Annotated in this window: 16 protein-coding genes, 1 tRNA gene and 1 pseudogene; 12 read left to right on the top strand and 6 right to left on the bottom strand. The window is 72.9% G+C overall.

What is annotated here, in order from left to right:
* The coding region (locus ABD52_RS31130; RefSeq protein WP_047894100.1) for a glutathione S-transferase family protein at positions 1–986 on the bottom strand (986 nt) is incomplete at its 3' end.
* A 141-nt stretch (positions 987–1,127) separates the two neighbouring features.
* Here ABD52_RS31130 and ABD52_RS31135 point away from each other — a divergent pair.
* Positions 1,128–1,550, top strand: a complete 423-nt coding sequence (locus ABD52_RS31135) for an ester cyclase (RefSeq protein WP_047894101.1) — start codon at positions 1,128–1,130, stop codon at positions 1,548–1,550.
* Here ABD52_RS31135 and ABD52_RS31140 read toward each other — a convergent pair.
* A complete protein-coding gene (locus ABD52_RS31140) occupies positions 1,531–2,106 on the bottom strand; it encodes a Uma2 family endonuclease (protein ID WP_013288669.1) in 576 nt (191 codons plus the stop codon). The genes ABD52_RS31135 and ABD52_RS31140 overlap by 20 nt on opposite strands.
* Positions 2,107–2,209: 103 nt before the next feature.
* Here ABD52_RS31140 and ABD52_RS31145 point away from each other — a divergent pair, with 103 nt between their 5' ends.
* From ABD52_RS31145 to ABD52_RS31180, 8 genes are all read left to right on the top strand, one after another.
* Entirely contained in the window at positions 2,210–2,800 is a 591-nt protein-coding gene (locus tag ABD52_RS31145) for an NADH-quinone oxidoreductase subunit I (protein WP_013473729.1), read from the top strand.
* Positions 2,797–3,345: an NADH-quinone oxidoreductase subunit J gene (locus ABD52_RS31150; protein ID WP_047894102.1), complete on the top strand. Its 549-nt coding sequence runs from the start codon at positions 2,797–2,799 to the stop codon at positions 3,343–3,345. Before ABD52_RS31145 ends, ABD52_RS31150 begins: the two co-directional genes overlap by 4 nt.
* Complete coding sequence (gene nuoK, locus ABD52_RS31155) at positions 3,342–3,722, top strand: NADH-quinone oxidoreductase subunit NuoK (RefSeq protein ID WP_013473727.1); 381 nt, start codon at positions 3,342–3,344, stop codon at positions 3,720–3,722. Before ABD52_RS31150 ends, nuoK begins: the two co-directional genes overlap by 4 nt.
* Entirely contained in the window at positions 3,719–5,647 is a 1,929-nt protein-coding gene (locus tag ABD52_RS31160) for an NADH-quinone oxidoreductase subunit L (RefSeq protein ID WP_047894103.1), read from the top strand. Before nuoK ends, ABD52_RS31160 begins: the two co-directional genes overlap by 4 nt.
* Entirely contained in the window at positions 5,644–7,149 is a 1,506-nt protein-coding gene (locus ABD52_RS31165; RefSeq protein WP_047894104.1) for a NuoM family protein, read from the top strand. The genes ABD52_RS31160 and ABD52_RS31165 overlap by 4 nt, the downstream gene beginning before the upstream one ends.
* Positions 7,146–8,612: an NADH-quinone oxidoreductase subunit N gene (locus tag ABD52_RS31170; protein ID WP_047894105.1), complete on the top strand. Its 1,467-nt coding sequence runs from the start codon at positions 7,146–7,148 to the stop codon at positions 8,610–8,612. Before ABD52_RS31165 ends, ABD52_RS31170 begins: the two co-directional genes overlap by 4 nt.
* 149 nt (positions 8,613–8,761) lie before the next feature.
* Positions 8,762–9,640: a zinc metalloprotease HtpX gene (gene htpX / locus ABD52_RS31175; RefSeq protein WP_047894106.1), complete on the top strand. Its 879-nt coding sequence runs from the start codon at positions 8,762–8,764 to the stop codon at positions 9,638–9,640.
* A 137-nt stretch (positions 9,641–9,777) separates the two neighbouring features.
* Positions 9,778–11,037, top strand: coding sequence for an MFS transporter (locus ABD52_RS31180; RefSeq protein WP_047894107.1), 1,260 nt, complete (start codon positions 9,778–9,780; stop codon positions 11,035–11,037).
* Between the two features lie 4 nt (positions 11,038–11,041).
* Here the strand turns inward: ABD52_RS31180 and ABD52_RS31185 are convergent, their stop codons facing one another.
* From ABD52_RS31185 to ABD52_RS31200, 4 genes are all read right to left on the bottom strand, one after another.
* Positions 11,042–11,557: a hypothetical protein gene (locus ABD52_RS31185; RefSeq protein WP_047894108.1), complete on the bottom strand. Its 516-nt coding sequence runs from the start codon at positions 11,555–11,557 to the stop codon at positions 11,042–11,044.
* Positions 11,538–12,044 carry a SigE family RNA polymerase sigma factor gene (locus ABD52_RS31190; RefSeq protein ID WP_047894109.1) on the bottom strand — a complete coding sequence of 169 codons (507 nt, stop codon included), beginning with the start codon at positions 12,042–12,044 and terminating at the stop codon, positions 11,538–11,540. The genes ABD52_RS31185 and ABD52_RS31190 overlap by 20 nt, the downstream gene beginning before the upstream one ends.
* A gap of 65 nt (positions 12,045–12,109) precedes the next feature.
* On the bottom strand, positions 12,110–13,525 hold the full coding sequence (locus tag ABD52_RS31195; RefSeq protein WP_047894110.1) for an MFS transporter: 1,416 nt from the start codon (positions 13,523–13,525) through the stop codon (positions 12,110–12,112).
* A 178-nt stretch (positions 13,526–13,703) separates the two neighbouring features.
* Complete coding sequence (locus ABD52_RS31200; protein ID WP_013288657.1) at positions 13,704–14,198, bottom strand: YajQ family cyclic di-GMP-binding protein; 495 nt, start codon at positions 14,196–14,198, stop codon at positions 13,704–13,706.
* A gap of 147 nt (positions 14,199–14,345) precedes the next feature.
* Between ABD52_RS31200 and ABD52_RS31205 the strand changes: the two genes are divergently transcribed.
* The 3 genes and pseudogenes from ABD52_RS31205 to ABD52_RS39425 all read left to right on the top strand — a co-directional run bounded on the left by ABD52_RS31205 (position 14,346) and on the right by ABD52_RS39425 (position 15,406).
* A tRNA-Tyr gene (locus ABD52_RS31205) sits at positions 14,346–14,429 on the top strand.
* 231 nt (positions 14,430–14,660) lie between these two features.
* Positions 14,661–14,840: pseudogene (locus tag ABD52_RS31210) on the top strand (site-specific integrase); the annotation flags it as partial.
* The gene (locus ABD52_RS39425) at positions 14,837–15,406 is read left to right on the top strand and encodes a hypothetical protein (protein ID WP_145823054.1); all 570 of its coding nucleotides are present in this window, start codon (positions 14,837–14,839) and stop codon (positions 15,404–15,406) included. The pseudogene ABD52_RS31210 and the gene ABD52_RS39425, both read left to right, overlap by 4 nt.
* Positions 15,407–15,532 lie beyond the last annotated feature (126 nt).

A 15,532-nucleotide genomic window follows, 5' to 3' on the forward strand; every position in this document is an offset into this window, starting at 1 on the left:
GGGGTGCCGTCGCCGAAGGGGCGGCCGCCCAGCTCCTCCCGCCCGTGCGGGATCAGCCAGTTGCTCAGGTCGGGGCCGAGCGGCACGATCCCCGTCGGGTTGATGTCCCGGTGGACCTCGTAGTAGTGCCGCTTGATGTGGTCGAAGTCGATCGTGTCGCCGAACCCGGGCGTGGTGAACAGGTCCCGCGCGTACGCCCACAGCACCGGCATCTCGCTGAGCTTCTGCCTGTTGCACTTGAAGTGCCCGTGGTAGACCGGGTCGAAGCGCACGAGCGTGGTGAACAGCCGTACGTCCGCCTCGGTGATCGTGTCGCCGACCAGGTACCGCTGCCCTGCGAGCCGCTCGCTCAGCCAGTCCAGCCGGTCGAACAGCCTGTGGTACGCCTTGTCGTACGCCTCCTGGCTGCCGGCGAAGCCGCACCGGTAGACGCCGTTGTTGACATCAGCGAAGACGACTCCGTTCACCTCGTCGATCTCGCCGCGCAGCGGTTCCGGGTAGAGGTCCGGCGCGCCCGGCCGGTGGTGCGCCGTCCACTCGGTCGTGAGGTCCAGGCTCATCTGCGCGTAGTCGTTCGTCACCACCTGCCCGGTGGGCACGTCGACGAGCGCCGGCACTGTGATGCCGCGCTCGTAGCCGGGGAAGCGGGCGAAGTACGCGTCGGCCAGCCGCTCGATGCCGAGCACCGGGTCCTTGCCGTCCGGGTCGAGGTCGAACGTCCAGCTCCGCTTGTCGTGGGTGGGCCCGGCCACGGCCATCGAGATGGCGTCCTCCAGCCCGAGCAGGCGCCGGATGATGATCAGCCGGTTGGCCCACGGGCAGGCCCGGCTCACCGCCAGCCGGTAGCGGCCCGGCTCCACCGGCCAGCCGTTGCTCCCGTCCACCGTGATCCGGGTGGCGATGTAGCGCTGGTCGCGGGTGAACTCGCCACCCGGCTCCACGTACTTGCCGCCGGTCCGGTCCAGGACCTCGTCGTCGCTGCCCACACCCACCTCCGAGTTCGCTTTTCGCTCCCATCATGGTCGCTCCGGCCGCTCCCGGCAGGGCGACTGCGCCGGAGAGAGGCGGGGCGAGCGCGCCGGAGACCGGCGGGGCGAGCGCGCCGGGGAGGGGCATAGGCTGCCGCCGTGACCGATGTGGAGGCGGCAGCCCGGCGTTTCGTCGCCGACGTGTGGAATGCGGGGCGCGAGGAGAGCGCGTACGAGCTGGTGGCGGTGGACTGCCCGGGCCTGGGCGGCACCGGCCCGGCGGCGATGCTGGCGTGGCACCGGGACCGGCGGGCGTCGTTCCCCGACCTGCGCTACAAGATCGTCGACGTGGTGGCGACAGGTACGCGGGTGGCGGTGCGCTGGCGGGCCGCCGGCACCCAGGCCGGCCAGTTCGGCCCGGTGCCGCCGACCGGCCGCGTGGTCAGTTATTCGGGCGCGACGTTCCTGCGCTTCGACGACGACGGGCGGATCGTGGACGTGTGGAGCGTCAACGAGCTGTTCCAGGTGCTCCAGCAGCTCGGCGTGGAGATGCTGCCGCCGCTCACACCCGGCGAGGCGTGATCCGGCTGATCGGCAGGTTCACCGGGAATGGCTCGCCGGTGTCGACGAACTTCGTCCACCGCCCGGTCTCCGTGTAGACCTCGTGCACCGGATCGATCTTGTAGGTGTAGACGACGATGCCCTCGTCCTCGATCTCGATCCGCCAGTGGAACGGAATCCCGGCCTGGGCGTAGAGCGCCGGCTTGAGGACGCGGTCGATGGACCGGGTGCTGGGCGAGACGATCTCCACGGCGAGCACCACCTCGTGCGGCTCGTACCGGGACGGCTCGCGCGCGGCGGCGGTCGCGGTGGTGACCAGCACGTCCGGGATGAAGGAGCGGGTGCGGTTGATGCGCACCTCCACACCCTGGGTTACGTCGTACCCGTCGGGGCAGTCCTCGTCGAGCGCGACCATGAGCAGGGCCGCGATGCTCTGGTGGATCCGGGTGGGGGAGGGGGACATGAGCAGCACTCCATCGAGCAGTTCGCGGCGGCGACCGTCCTCCGGCAGCGCGTCCAGATCGTCTGTCGTCCACCCGCCCTCCGGCGGGTGGTCGCTCTCCAGCGCGGCGGTCATCGACAGGTCCTTCCCGGTGCGTCGTTCTCCCCGCGCTCACGATACCGCCGCAAAGGCCGGGTGGTGGTCGCGCGCGCCCGGGCCACAGGGCAGGATGGGCGGCATGAGCGAGCACGGTGGAGTGCCCGGCGGGGGCCTGGTGAAGGGCCTGGCGGTCACGTTGAAGACGATGACCCGCCGCTCGACCACCCAGCAGTACCCGGACGTCGAGCCTGAGCTGCCGCCCCGCTCCCGTGGCGTGATCGCGCTGCTGGAGGAGAACTGCACGGTCTGCATGCTCTGCGCCCGCGAGTGCCCGGACTGGTGCATCTACATCGACTCGCACAAGGAGGAGGTGGCGGTGCCCGGCGCCGCCCGCCCCCGCCAGCGCAACGTGCTCGACAAGTTCGACATCGACTTCTCGCTCTGCATGTACTGCGGCATCTGCGTCGAGGTCTGCCCGTTCGACGCGCTCTACTGGTCGCCCGAGTTCGAGTACGCCGAGTACGACATCAAGAACCTGCTGCACGACAAGGACCACCTGGGCGAGTGGATGGCCACCGTGCCGCCGCCGCCGGCCCACGATCCGCTCGGCGACCCCTCCAAGGAGGAGACCACCGCCGCCCGGAAGGCGGCGGGTCCGTCGGCCCGTCCGGCTCCTTCCCGGGTACGCCCCGACGCCGCCACCGATCCGGGCGGAGGCACCGCCTCATGACCGGTGCGGACGTCCTGCTGCTCGCGCTGGGCGCGGTGGCGGTGGGCGCGGGTGCGCTGGTGGTCGCCACCCGCCACCTGGTCCGGGCCGGGCTGTGGCTGGTGGTGTGCCTGGGCGCGCTGGCCGGTGACTACCTGGTGCTGACCGCCGAGCTGGTGGCCTGGGTGCAGGTGCTCATCTACGTGGGCGCGGTGGTGGTGCTGCTGCTGTTCGCGGTGATGCTGACCCGCGCGCCGATCGGCCCGTCGGACGACCTGGACCGGCCGGGCTGGGCCGCAGCGCTCGTCGGCGCGGGCAGCGGCCTCGGCCTGGCGGTGCTGCTGATCGACGCGTTCCGCTGGTCCCGGGTGGACCTGCCCGCCGCCGGCACCGCCGAGCGCCTCGGCGAGCAACTGTTCCGTTCCTGGGTGCTGCCGTTCGAGGTGCTGTCGGTGCTGCTGCTGGCCGCGCTGGTCGGCGCGATCGTGCTGTCCCGTCCCGACATCGGCCGCCGTTCCACCGACACCAGCGCGGCGCAACCAGCCGACGAGGGTGGGCGCCCGTGAGGCCGGTCATCCCGTACGTCACCGCCGCGCTGCTGTTCGGCCTCGGCGTGTACGGCGTGCTGCGCCGCCGCAACGCCGTCCTGGTGCTGATGGCGGTGGAGTTGATGCTGAACGCGGTGAACCTGGTGCTGGTCACCGCCGACACCACCGTCAAGGCCGTGCTGCCGCACTCCGGGCAGGTGTTCGCGCTGTTCGTGATCGTGCTCGCCGCCGCCGAGATCGGTGTCGGGCTCGCCATCGTGCTCCAGCTCTACCGGCTGCGCGCCAGCGTCACGGTCGACGACGTGCCGCTCGACGAGCCGGCGCCGGCGGTCGCGGTGGCCCCGGGCGGGCTGCCGACGCCGGAATCGCCGGGTACGGAAGGAGCGGTCCGGTGAGCACGCCGACGCTGTGGCTCGCCGCGGTGCTGCCGGCCGCGCCGCTGGTCGCTGGCCTGCTCGGCCTGCTGCTGCTGCCGCCCGCCCCGCACCAGGACCGGGCGTCGGCCCGGCGGTCGGCTGTCGCGCTGGGTGTGGCCGGGGCGGCCGTGTCGCTGCTGGCCGCGCTGGCGCTGCTGGTCCGCGTGGACGCCCCGGTCGAGGCGTCCACCACCTGGGTCGACCTGGGCGGGCTGCGGGTCACGCTGGGCCTGCGGCTCGACGGCGTGGCGGTACTCGTCGCCACCGCCGTCGCCGCCGTCGCGCTGGCAGTGCAGGTCTACTCGATCGGCTACCTGCGCCGGGGTCCGCACGACGACGTGGACGTCGACCACCGCTACCCGCCGTACGCGGCGCAGTTGAGCCTCTTCACCGCCGCCATGCTCACTGTGGTGGTGTCCGGCGACCTGATCATGCTGCTGGTCGGCTGGGAGGTGATGGGCGTCTGCTCGTACCTGCTCATCGCCCACGACCGGCGGCTGCCCGAGGCACCCGGCGCGGCGGTCAAGGCGTTCCTGGTCACCCGCGTGGGTGACGTCGGCTTCCTGCTCGGCATCGCGCTGCTCGGCGTGGGCGCGGGCAGCTTCCGGATCGCCGACGTGCTGGCGCACGACTACGGCACCGGCACGCTCACCGCCGCCTGTCTGCTGCTGCTCGCCGGGGTGGCGGGCAAGAGCGCCCAGTTCCCGCTGCACACCTGGCTGCCGGACGCGATGGCCGGTCCCACGCCGGTGTCCGCGCTGATCCACGCCGCCACCATGGTCGCCGCCGGGGTGTACGCGGTGGCCCGGCTGTTCCCGCTGTTCGAGCGCGCACCGGCCGCGCTCGCCGTGCTGGGCGTGATGGCCGCGATCACCATGCTGCTCGGCGCGTTCGCCGCCACCGCGCAGGACGACATCAAGCGCGTGCTCGCCTGGTCGACCGTGTCGCAGATCGGCTACATGACCGGCGCGCTGGCGGTCGGCGCACCTGCTGCCGCGCTGTTCCACCTGCTCACCCACGCCGCGTTCAAGGCGCTGCTGTTCCTCGCCGCCGGTGCGGTGATCCACGCCGTCGGCACCACGCTGATGTCCCGGATGGGCGGCCTGCGTACCGCCATGCCCGTCACGTTCTGGTGCATGGTGGTCGGCCTCGGCGCGCTCGCCGGCGTACCCCCGCTCTCGGGTTTCTGGAGCAAGGACGGCGTGCTCGCCGCCGCCGAGGCGGCCGCGCTCGACGGCGCCGGGCCGACCGCCGCCTGGGTGGGCTGGCTGGTCTGGCTGGCCGGGCTGGTCGGCGTGGCGGTGACCGCCTGGTACGCGACCCGCCTGCTGCTGCGCACGTTCCTCGGCCGGACACGCACGCCGCTGCTGCGCCCGCACGACCCGCCCGCGCTGCTGCGCTGGCCGGTGCTGCTGCTCACGGCCCCGGCCGCGCTGCTCGGCCTGGCCGCGTTCGCGCCCTGGTTCGCCGACCGGCTGCGCGTGCCCGGCGACGACACCGGCGAGGCGGTCGAGCTGGTGCACCTGGCGCCGAACCTGATCCTGCCGTTCCTGCTGCTGCTCGCCGGCGCGGGCGTCGCCTGGGCGGGCTGGCGCCGCGACCCGGCCGCCGACCCGGCCCGCTTCCTGGGCCCGCTGCGGCCGGTCTTCGCCCGCGCGTTCCGGCTCGACGACGTCCAGCACGCCCTCGTCGTACGCCCGGCGGGCGCGCTCGCGCGGGTCGTGCGTACCGGTGACGAACTGGGCGTGGACGGGCTGGTCGAGGGCAGCGGCCGGGCGGCGGTCGAGGTGGGCGGCGGCCTGGCCGCGCTGCACCGGGCGGCGCTGCCGCGCGCGGCAGCCGGGGTGCTGGCCGGTGCGCTGCTGATCGGCCTCGCGGTCGCGCTGATCGGAGTGACCTCATGACGTTCGGGCAGGTCCTGCTGGTCGCCGTGGTGGCGGTCCCGGCGCTCGGCGCGCTGGCCACAGCCGTCGTGCCCGGCGACCGGGCCGGCCGGGTGGTCGGCACCGCTGCGGCCGCGCTGACGCTGCTGGCGACGCTCCCGCTGGTCGGCGGCGACCACGGCTGGTTCGGGTACGGGCCGCGCCCGGCGGTGCAGCCGTGGCACCAGGTCGACCTGACCTGGGTGCCCGGGCTCGACCTGCGCTTCCACCTGGGCGTGGACGGCATCTCCTGGCCGCTGGTGGTGCTGACCGCGCTGCTCACGCTGCTGTGCTGCGCGTACACGCTGTGGCGGGTGCCGCCCGGCGGCGGCAGCGGGCGGGCGCTGGTGGCGCTGCTGCTGGTGGTCGAGGTCGGCATCCTCGGCACGTTCCTCGCGCTCGACCTGGTGTTGTTCTTCCTGTTCTTCGAGGTCGTCCTGCTGCCGATGTACGCGGTGATCGCCGGCTGGGGCGGCGCGGACCGCCGTCGGGCGGCCCGCAAGTTCGCGCTCTACACGCTGTTCGGCTCGGTGCTGCTGCTGGTCGGCGTCTACGTGGTGGTGGCCGCCGCGGGCACCGCCGACCTGGTCGCGCTCACCGGCGGTGCCGGGCTGTCCCGGGGCACGCAGCTCGCCGCGTTCACGCTGCTGGCGCTGGCGTTCGCGGTGAAGAGCCCGCTCTGGCCGCTGCACTCGTGGCTGCCCGACGCGCACACCCAGGCGCCCACCGTGGGCAGCGTGATCCTCGCCGGGGTGCTGCTCAAGATGGGCACGTACGGGCTGATCCGGGTCGCCGTCGGCGTGGCCCCGGAGGGCGCCCGCTGGGCCGCGCCGGTGCTCGGCGTGCTCGCCGTCGCCGCGATCCTGGTCGGTGGGCTGGTCTGCCTCGCGCAGGACGACCTGAAGCGGCTGATCGCGTACTCCAGCGTCGGACACATGGGCTTCGTGCTGCTCGGGGTCGCCACGCTCACCGCCACCGGGATCCAGGCCGCGCTGATCGGCAACATCGCCCACGGTGTCATCACCGGCCTGCTGTTCTTCCTGGCCGGGGCGGTCAAGGACCGCGCGCACACCGGCTCGCTGGCCGAGCTGTCCGGGCTGCGGGAGACCGCGCCCCGGCTGGCCGGGCTGCTCGGCTTCGCGGCTGTCGCCTCGCTGGGGCTGCCCGGCCTGGCCGGGTTCTGGGGTGAGGCGTTCGCCGTGGTGGCCGCCGTGCAGCGGGGCGGCCCGCTCTGGCTGACCCTCGCCGTGCTCGCGGCGCTGGGCGGGGCGCTCACCGCCGCGTACTTCCTGCGGCTGCTGCGCCGGGTCACGCACGGGCGGCCCAGCCCGGCGGTGGCGGGGCTCGCACCCGGGCTGGCGAGGGCGGAACTGACCGCCTGGGCGCCGCTGGTGCTGCTCGCGCTCGCGGTCGGCCTGGCCCCGGCGCTCGTGCTGTCGTACGCCTCCGGTCCGGTGGAGGCGCTGCTGGGGGTCGTCCCATGAGCCTGGTGCAGAGTGTCGACAACGTGGCGATGCTGCCCGCGTACCTGGCCGCCGGCACGGCCGTGCTGGTGCTCCTGTTCGACCTGCTGGTGGCCCGGTCCGCCGTCACGGTGGCGGTGGCGGCGCTCGGCGCGGCCGGCACCGCGGCCGGCGCGGCACTGGTCGGGGCGGCCGGTGAGCGGCGCACGTTCTGCGTGGGCGCGGACTGCTCCTGGGTGTGGGGTGGCCGGGCCGCGCTGGTCGGGGCCGTGATCGCCCTGCTCACGCTCGGCGTGCTGGCGCTGTCCGGTCCGCTGCTGCGCGCCGGGCGTACCCCGGTCGGCGAGTACTGCTTCCTGCTCGCCTGCGCGATGACAGGCGGCGTGGTGCTCGGCGCCGCCGGTGACCTGATCACGCTGATCGTGGCGCTGGAGACGCTGACGCTCCCGCTGTACGTGCTGGTCGGCCTGCGCCGGGGCAGCCTCGCCGGTGCCGAGGCGGCTGTGACGTTCTTCGTGGTCAGCGTGGTCGCCACCACAGTGACGCTGCTCGGCGCGGCGCTGCTCTACGCGGTCACCGGCACGCTGCACCTGGACCGGCTCGGCGCCACACTGACCGCCCGCGACGACCTGACCGATCTGCCGCTGACCACAGTCGCTGTGGCACTCGTGGTGGCCGGGCTGGCGTTCAAGGTCGCCGCCGTGCCGTTCCACGCCTGGGCCCCTGCCACGTACGACGGCGCGCCGCTGCCGGTGGCCGCGTACCTGTCGACCGCCTCGAAGCTCGGTGGCGTGGTGGCGCTGCTGGCTGTGGTGCAGCGGGCGCTGCCCGGCGACCTGACCGGCCCGGTGCTGGCGGCGCTGGCGGTGCTGACCATGACCGTCGGCAACCTGGTGGCGCTGCGTCAGCGGCGTACCGTGCGGTTGCTCGCCTGGTCGTCGGTGGCCCAGGCGGGGTACATCCTCGCCCCGCTGGGCGCGCTGGCGCTGGCCGCGGGCCGCACCGGCGACGCGCGGGCGGCCGCGTACGCCGCAGCCGTCGCGTACGCGATCTTCTTCGTGCTGCTGGAGCTGGCCGCGTTCGCCGCTGTGGTGGCGTTGCGCCCGGCGGACGGTGACGGCGGCACGCTCGCCGACCTGCGCGGTGCGGCGCGGCGGCACCCCTGGGTGGGCGGCGCGTTCGCGCTGGCGCTGATCGGGCTGGCCGGGCTGCCGCCGGGCCTGGCCGGGCTGTTCGCCAAGGTGACGGTGGTACGCGCGCTGCTGGCCGGGCACGCGGGCTGGCTGGCGCTCGTGGTGGCGTTGAACGCGGTGATCGGCCTGGCGTACTACCTGCGGGTCACCGCCTCCCTCTACGCGACGCCGGCCGGCGTGGCGACGGTCCGGCCCGCCCGGACCGTGGTGCTGGCGCTCGGCGCGGCCACAGTCGCCGCGGTGGTGATCGGTTTCGCACCGCAGCTCGTGCTGGACGTGGCGGCGCGCTGACCGGTTCCTGCCCGGATGGGCGACCGCTTCAGCCTGCGCACAGCAACATCCAGGCAACTTTCAGCCATGAGCCGGATGGTTGACGGGTACCGGTGTGTTGAACCGGTCAGCGGGCCTCCCGCAAGGGCCCGTGCACCGAAGGAGAGATCGTGCATCACAACCGTCTCAAGACCGCAGCGCTGCTCGGCCTGTTGACCTCGCTGATCCTCGCGATCGGCTACTGGTTCGGCGGTAGCGGCGGTCTCGTCATCGCCGTCGTCGTCTCGTTGCTGATGAACGGCGTCACCTACTTCTACTCCGACAAGCTCGCACTGCGCTCGATGAAGGCGCAACCGGTCAGCGAGGCACAGTTCCCCGAGCTGTACCAGATGGTGCGGGAGCTCTCCACGCAGGCCGGCAAGCCGATGCCGCGGCTCTACGTGAGCCCGACCTCGCAGCCCAACGCGTTCGCCACCGGTCGTAACCCGGAGAACGCGGCGGTCTGCGTCACCCAGGGCATCGTGGAGATCCTGGACTACCGGGAGCTGCGTGGCGTGATCGGCCACGAGCTGTCCCACGTCTACAACCGGGACATCCTGATCTCCAGCGTGGCTGCCGGCCTGGCCGGCATCATCACCATGCTGGCCAACCTGGCCTGGTTCATCCCACTGGGCTCCTCGGACGACGAGGACGCCCCGAACCCGGCCGTGCTGCTGCTCACGCTGATCCTCGGCCCGATCGCCGCCACGGTGATCCAGCTCGCGATCAGCCGGAGCCGGGAGTTCCAGGCCGACCAGTCCGGCGCCGAGCTGTGCCGCGACCCGCTGGCCCTGGCCAGCGCCCTCCGAAAGATCCACATGGGTACGCAGGCGCGCCCGCTGGCGCCCCAGGGCCAGCTCGCCAGCACCGCCCACCTGATGATCGACAACCCGTTCAAGCGGGGCGGCGGCATCGCCGCGATGTTCGCCACCCACCCGCCGATGGAGCAGCGGGTGGCCCGCCTGGAGCAGATGGCCCGCAACTCCGGGCCGGTGCAGTTCCAGCGCTGACCCGCCGTACTCCCCACCGCGCCCGCGTCCCACGACGCGGGCGCGGTGGTGTGTCCGGGCACAATGCGTTTCCCCCGGTCAGGTCACGCCGTTAGGGTCGAAACGTCTCCCGCTCATTACCCTCCTGGAGGTCGACTGTGGCCGCACTGCGCCAGTACCAGGGCGTCTGGCGGATCCCCGGCGCGCCGATGCTGCTGATCCTCGGCATCATCGGCCGGCTCGGGATCGGCATGACCCCGCTGGCGCTGCTGCTCGTCGTCGAGCAGGTCACCGGCCGGTACTCCCTGGCCGCCGTCGCCGGCGGCATCTACGCGCTCTCCGGCGCCGCGCTCAGCCCGGTCGCCGGCCGGATCGCCGACCGGGTCGGACCCACCCCCGTCCTGCTGCTCACCGCGGTCACCCACCCGCTCGCCCTGATCGGGCTGCTCGTCGCCACCCGCTCCGACAGCGGCAACCTCGGGCTGATCTACCTGGCCTCGGGCGTCGCCGGAGCCACGTACCCGCCGCTCACCGCCGCGATCCGGGGCGCCTGGAACGACCTCACCGCCCCCGCCACCGGCCGGGCGCACCTGCGCAACACCGCGCTCGCCGCCGAGACCACCCTCTTCGAGGTCGTGTTCGTGATCGGGCCGCTGCTGGTAGCCGGCTTCGTGCTGCTCGCCGACGCCTCCGCCGCGCTCGTCGGCGCCGCGGTGGTAACCCTGATCGGCACCGGCACCGTCGCGCTCGGCCGGGTCATGCGCGGCTGGCGCCCGCACCCCCGCGAGCACCACGCAAGGGGCCTCGGCCCGCTGCGGCTCGGCGGCTTCCCCGCGCTGCTGCTCTGCGTGGCGAGCCTCGGCATCGCGTTCGGCGCCTCCGGCGTCATCGTCCCGGCCTTCGCCGGGAACTCCGGCGCCGACGACCCGGAGAGCCTTGCCGGCGTGCTGCTCGCCGTCTGGGGCATCGGCAGCGCCATCGGCGGTTTCTGGTTCGGCGTACGCAAGCCCGCCGCCAACATGACCCGCCAGTTCGCCTGGCTGCTCGGCACCGTCGCGGCCAGCTTCGCCGTCTTCGCGGCGATGCCCGGCCCGGCCGCGCTCGGCGTCGCGCTGGTGCTCGGCGGCGCGGCCATCGCCCCCGCGCTCACCCTGGAGAACACGCTCGTCGGACGGATCACCCCGGCCGGCATGCTGAACGAGGCGTACACCTGGGTGGTGACCATGTCGGTGGCGGCGAGCGCCGCCGGCGGCTCGATCGCGGGCCTGATCATCGACCACGCCGGCGGCGTCTCCTGGGCGTTCGTCTTCGCCGGGGTGGCGGTCGCCGTCGGAGCCGCGGTCGCCGCGCTGCCCGGCGGCCCGATCGCCCGGGCCGAGGCCACAGCGGTACGCGCCGAGCAGACGCTCGCCGCCTGACCGCTCACCCGCCGGCGGTCACCACCCGCTCCACCCCGGGCAGCTTCTCCACGGCGGCCCGGATCGGCGCCGGGTCCTCACCCTGCGCGAGCAGCACCGACAGGACGACCCGGCCGTCGCCGTCCGGCCGGGCCGCGACCGTCCTGCCACCGCAGCGCAGCCCGGTGTCCCCGCGCGCCTGCCCGATCCGGTAGTCGACCTCCCCGATCTGCGGCGCGCCGGCGCCCGGCCGGAAGACGACGTCCAGCCGTACCGGAGGGTCGGCCTGACACACGGCCGACGCCGCGGCGGACGGGGTGGCCGCGCCGCCGCCGGCCGGCATCGGCGTCGCCGGTCCGGACAGCGTCGCCATGGTCGCGGCACCGCCGGTGACCGTCACAGCGGCCACCCCCGCCAGAACCGCGGCCCGGCGCCGGCTCCTGGCACGCCCCCGTGCGCGCACCTCGGCCGCCGGGCTGAGTCGCAGCCCGGTCATGTCCTGCTCCAACTCCCGCAGAGCCTCACCAATGCGTGCCGACATCGACTTCCTCCTTGTCGTCGGTCAGTAGAACGGCGAGCGCGGCACGGCCCCGGGACAGGTACGACTTGACAGTCCCCTCCGGCATGCCGGTGGTCCGGGCGATCTCCGCCACCGGCAGGTCGTGGAGATGGTGCAGGACGACGACCAGCCGTTGCGCGTCGGGCAGTCGCCTTAACGCCGCCAGCAACGCCACCCGGTCCGGGTTGGGCCCGGGCGTCGGAGTCTCCCGGCCCAGCCGGGCCCGCGCGGCGAACCAGCGCCGCAGGCCGCGCCACCGGTTGGCCGTCAGGCGCCAGGCCACCGTCCGGACCCAGCCCTCCGGATCCTCGTACGCCCCGACTGTCGACCAGCGCTGCCAGGCCCGCGCGTACGCCTCCTGCGTCACGTCCTGGGCCTCGGCCAGGTCGCCGCAGAGGGCGTAGACGTGGTGCACGACCCGCCGCGCGGTCGCCGTGTAAAAGGCGTCGAAGTCCTCGGGGCCGTCCATGCCCACCTCCCGTGTCCGCTCTCACCACTCGACACCCCGATGCGGCTCCGGCGGTTGCACCCGGATCAGGACGCTCCGGGTCGTACCCGATCCGGCGCCTTCACCCGGTCGGGCCGGTCGTGCGGGCCCGCCGGCCCGGTTCGCTCTGTGTTCTGCGCTCCGGGGCGCGCGGCGGACACCGCGGCGACCAGACCCAGCGCGAGGATCGTCACCGCGCACGCCAGGAGCGTGGGGCGTGCCCCGAGCAGTGCCGTCGCCGGACCGCCGAGCATGGTGCCCAGCGGCACCGCAAGCACCGTGACCGCCCCGTTGGCCGCCAGCACGCGGGGGAGGTCCACGGTGCCGGAACGGCGCTGGAACAACGCCGTCGCGGTCGGCTGGTAGGGCGCCCAGACCAGGCCGGCGAGCGCGAACGCGGGCAGCGACAGGACGACCGGCGCGCCCAGGCCGAGCGGCATCAGCGCGGCGCCGAACAGCACCACGATGCCGGCGAGCGTGGTCCGCAGCGGCCGTCCGCGCAGGTGACCCGTGAGCAGCCCGCCGAGCAGGGAGCCGACGCCGAACGCGGTGTAGTAGGCCGCGAGCGTTCCGGCGGAGGCGTGCAGGTCGTCGGTGACGTGCACCGGCATGGCGACGTAGAACGGCCCGAAGAGGAAGAAGAACGCGAAGGTCAGCGCCAGCAGTCCGAGAAGCGACCGGTCCCGCCCGATGATCCGGAACCCCGACGTACGCGACGGCCCCGCCCCGGCCGGGGCGTTCCGGTACCGACCGTTGGTGTCCCGGTCGTGGACGGTCGCGGTGTCTCCGTCACGGACGGCTGCGGCTTCTCGGTCACGGACGGCGGCGGTGTCTCGCTCACTGACGGCCGCGGCTTCGCGATCGCGGACGACCAGGCGGTAGCTGACGGCCAGCACGGCGAAGCTGGCGGCGTCGACGGCGATCACCCACACCGCGCCGACCCAGGCGATGAGCAGGCCGGCCAGCGGCGGTCCGACGATCGTCGCGGCCTGGCCGAACACGCCGAGAAGCGCGTTCGCGGCCAGGTGGTGCCGCTGCGGCAGCAGCTCGGCCACGAGCGTGAACCGACCGGCCGACCCCCACGGGTGCAGCAGCGAGGACACCGCCAGCAGGGCAACGTAGAGACCGACGTCCAGCACCCCGGCGAGGTGGGCGACGGGGATCGCCCCCAACGCGGCGGCCCGCACCGTCGCGTCCCAGCCGGCGAGCTGAGCCCCGCTCCGTGCACCCAGCCACCGCCCGAGCAACAGCGTGCCGGCGGCGCCCGGCAGCGTGTACGCGGCCACCGCGAATGCGGTCCACGTGCCGCGTTGCCCGGCGGGGGCGAGTTGCAGAGCCAGCCACGTCACCGCGACCAGGGCGAGCCCGTCACCGAGAGCGGATGTCGCGAGACCGGGCAGCAGCCGACGCAGTACCGGTTGACCGAGCACCGGGCGATAGGGGAGGAGCATCGCGGGGGTCATGGCTCCCAGCCGACCTCACGACCGGCCCGTACCCCAAGGAAGTCGCCTGACGGCAGAAGGAACCGCAGCTGTTCGCGGCCGAGATGCAGGCCGCGCGTTCCGGCCACTGCGGATGCCTGATCCCGCACCGTGGCAGGTGACCATGCCGGTCACCTGCCACGCGACTCGATCGTCGTGCCTACCGGTAGTTGGTGAACTGGAGCGCCAGACCGAAGTCCTCGCCCTTGAGCAGGGCGATGACGGTCTGGAGATCGTCCTTCTTCTTGCCGGTGACGCGGAGCTGGTCGCCCTGGATCTGCGCCTGCACGCCCTTCGGGCCCTCGTCGCGGATCTTCTTGCTGATCGCCTTGGCCTTGTCCGAGTCGATGCCCTGCACCACCTTGGCGTCGATCTTGAAAATCTTGCCCGACTGACGGGGCTCGCCGGCGTCGAGCGACTTCAGCGAGATGTTCCGCTTGACCAGCTTCTCCTTGAAGACGTCCAGCGCGGCCCGGACCCGCTCCTCGGTCTCCGCCTGGAGGCTGATCGCCTCCTCGCCCGACCAGGAGATCTCCGCGCCGGTGCCGCGGAAGTCGAACCGCGTCGAGAGCTCCTTCTCCGACTGGCGGACGGCGTTGTCGACCTCCTGCCGGTCGACCTTGCTCACGATGTCGAACGACGGGTTCGCTGCCATGCTCATGCTCCTGCTGTCCGGCGGTCTGTCCTGGTCCGTCCCGCGCTGACCAGCGTGGGACCTCCTGACGGTACCCGGTTGCGGCAGTGCCGGGGGCAACCGCTATCCTTGCTTCCGCTGCCGCGTTGCGACGCGGCGGTGTGCCCTGGCGGGTTGCCCGAGCGGCCAATGGGAGCGGACTGTAAATCCGTCGCGAAAGCTTCAGAGGTTCGAATCCTCTACCCGCCACCAGGTGCAGATGCGGCCCCTGACCAGCAGAGATGCTGATCGGGGGCCGTTCTCGTACGTCTGGGGGAGTCCGGCTGAGTCCAGCCGTCTACGACTCGTTGTGGGCAGATGGTGGGCAGGTCGATCTTGCCGCTGAGGGCTCTTCTGGGGGCTGCGAACGCTGGGTTGGTGGCTGGGCCGACGTGGCAGAGTCCGTGCGTGTGGCGATCGGCTGAGGGGTCCGCGGTGAGGTGTCGCCGGCCCTACGACCTCCGGCACGCGGCGGCCTCGCTCTGGCTGAATGCCGGCGTCCCGCCGACCGAGGTCGCCCGGCGCTTGGGTCACGGCGTCGCCGTCCTGCTCCGCGTCTACGCCAACTGCATCGACGGCGGAGACGACACCATGAACGACAAGATCAGCGATGCGCTCGGATGACCCGTCACACCCGGCGAATCTCATTGCTCCAGGGCTACGCCATCAACACGACATTGCTGTGCGCCGATACCCTCGCCGTCATGAGCCAACACGGGGCCCGATCGCACGATCGCCCGGCCGCCCGACGCTGCCGCCGAGGTTTGGCACTGGCTGCCGCCCTGCTCACCCTCGTCGGCTGCGCTGACTCAACCGAGCAAGGTCGACAGGAGGCTAAGGACATGGCGCTGCGGGACGCCGAGGCTTATACCCGCGACGCCGAGGTCGCCGCGATCAGTCGCACTGAACTCGGCAACGGATCCGTGCGCTACTTGCGCGAGCATCTCGCGAAGTCAAACGGGCAGGTGTTGGACTCCTGGAGCAGCTCAGGCATGGCCGAGCCGGGGCCGGTGGTCGGCTGGGTCGATGTTGCTCTTACCCGCACGTCATCTGACAGCGTGTTTTCCAAGGGCGCCACGGTGACCACCTGCATCCGCTTCGAGGTGTACTGGTCTGACCGTAACGGCGCCCAGTACTCCCACCACGCCAAGGACTGCCCAACGGACATATCGCCGCCTCCGGCCCAATAGCTACAGAGGTTGAAAGGCCAAGGTTCGAGTTATCTCGGTGGCTCGGGTTCGAGGGTCATGCCGGTGCTGGCGAAGAAGCCGGCGAGGAGATCGGTCTGTTGCTGACACGCGCGTAGTCGACGTTTG

It is taken from the genome of Micromonospora sp. RV43 (assembly GCF_001029515.1).
Lineage (GTDB): Bacteria > Actinomycetota > Actinomycetes > Mycobacteriales > Micromonosporaceae > Micromonospora > Micromonospora aurantiaca.

Bases quoted from the DNA above. Each gene is read 5' to 3' on its own strand.
- ABD52_RS31145 (WP_013473729.1), top strand. From the start codon at position 2,210: ATGAGCGAGCACGGTGGAGTGCCCGGCGGGGGCCTGGTGAAGGGCCTG.
- ABD52_RS31200 (WP_013288657.1), bottom strand. From the start codon at position 14,198: ATGGCAGCGAACCCGTCGTTCGACATCGTGAGCAAGGTCGACCGGCAG.
- ABD52_RS31165 (WP_047894104.1), top strand. From the start codon at position 5,644: ATGACGTTCGGGCAGGTCCTGCTGGTCGCCGTGGTGGCGGTCCCGGCG.
- ABD52_RS31185 (WP_047894108.1), bottom strand. From the start codon at position 11,557: ATGTCGGCACGCATTGGTGAGGCTCTGCGGGAGTTGGAGCAGGACATG.
- ABD52_RS31195 (WP_047894110.1), bottom strand. From the start codon at position 13,525: ATGACCCCCGCGATGCTCCTCCCCTATCGCCCGGTGCTCGGTCAACCG.
- ABD52_RS31190 (WP_047894109.1), bottom strand. From the start codon at position 12,044: ATGGACGGCCCCGAGGACTTCGACGCCTTTTACACGGCGACCGCGCGG.
- ABD52_RS31140 (WP_013288669.1), bottom strand. From the start codon at position 2,106: ATGACCGCCGCGCTGGAGAGCGACCACCCGCCGGAGGGCGGGTGGACG.
- ABD52_RS31170 (WP_047894105.1), top strand. From the start codon at position 7,146: ATGAGCCTGGTGCAGAGTGTCGACAACGTGGCGATGCTGCCCGCGTAC.
- ABD52_RS31150 (WP_047894102.1), top strand. From the start codon at position 2,797: ATGACCGGTGCGGACGTCCTGCTGCTCGCGCTGGGCGCGGTGGCGGTG.
- ABD52_RS39425 (WP_145823054.1), top strand. From the start codon at position 14,837: ATGACCCGTCACACCCGGCGAATCTCATTGCTCCAGGGCTACGCCATC.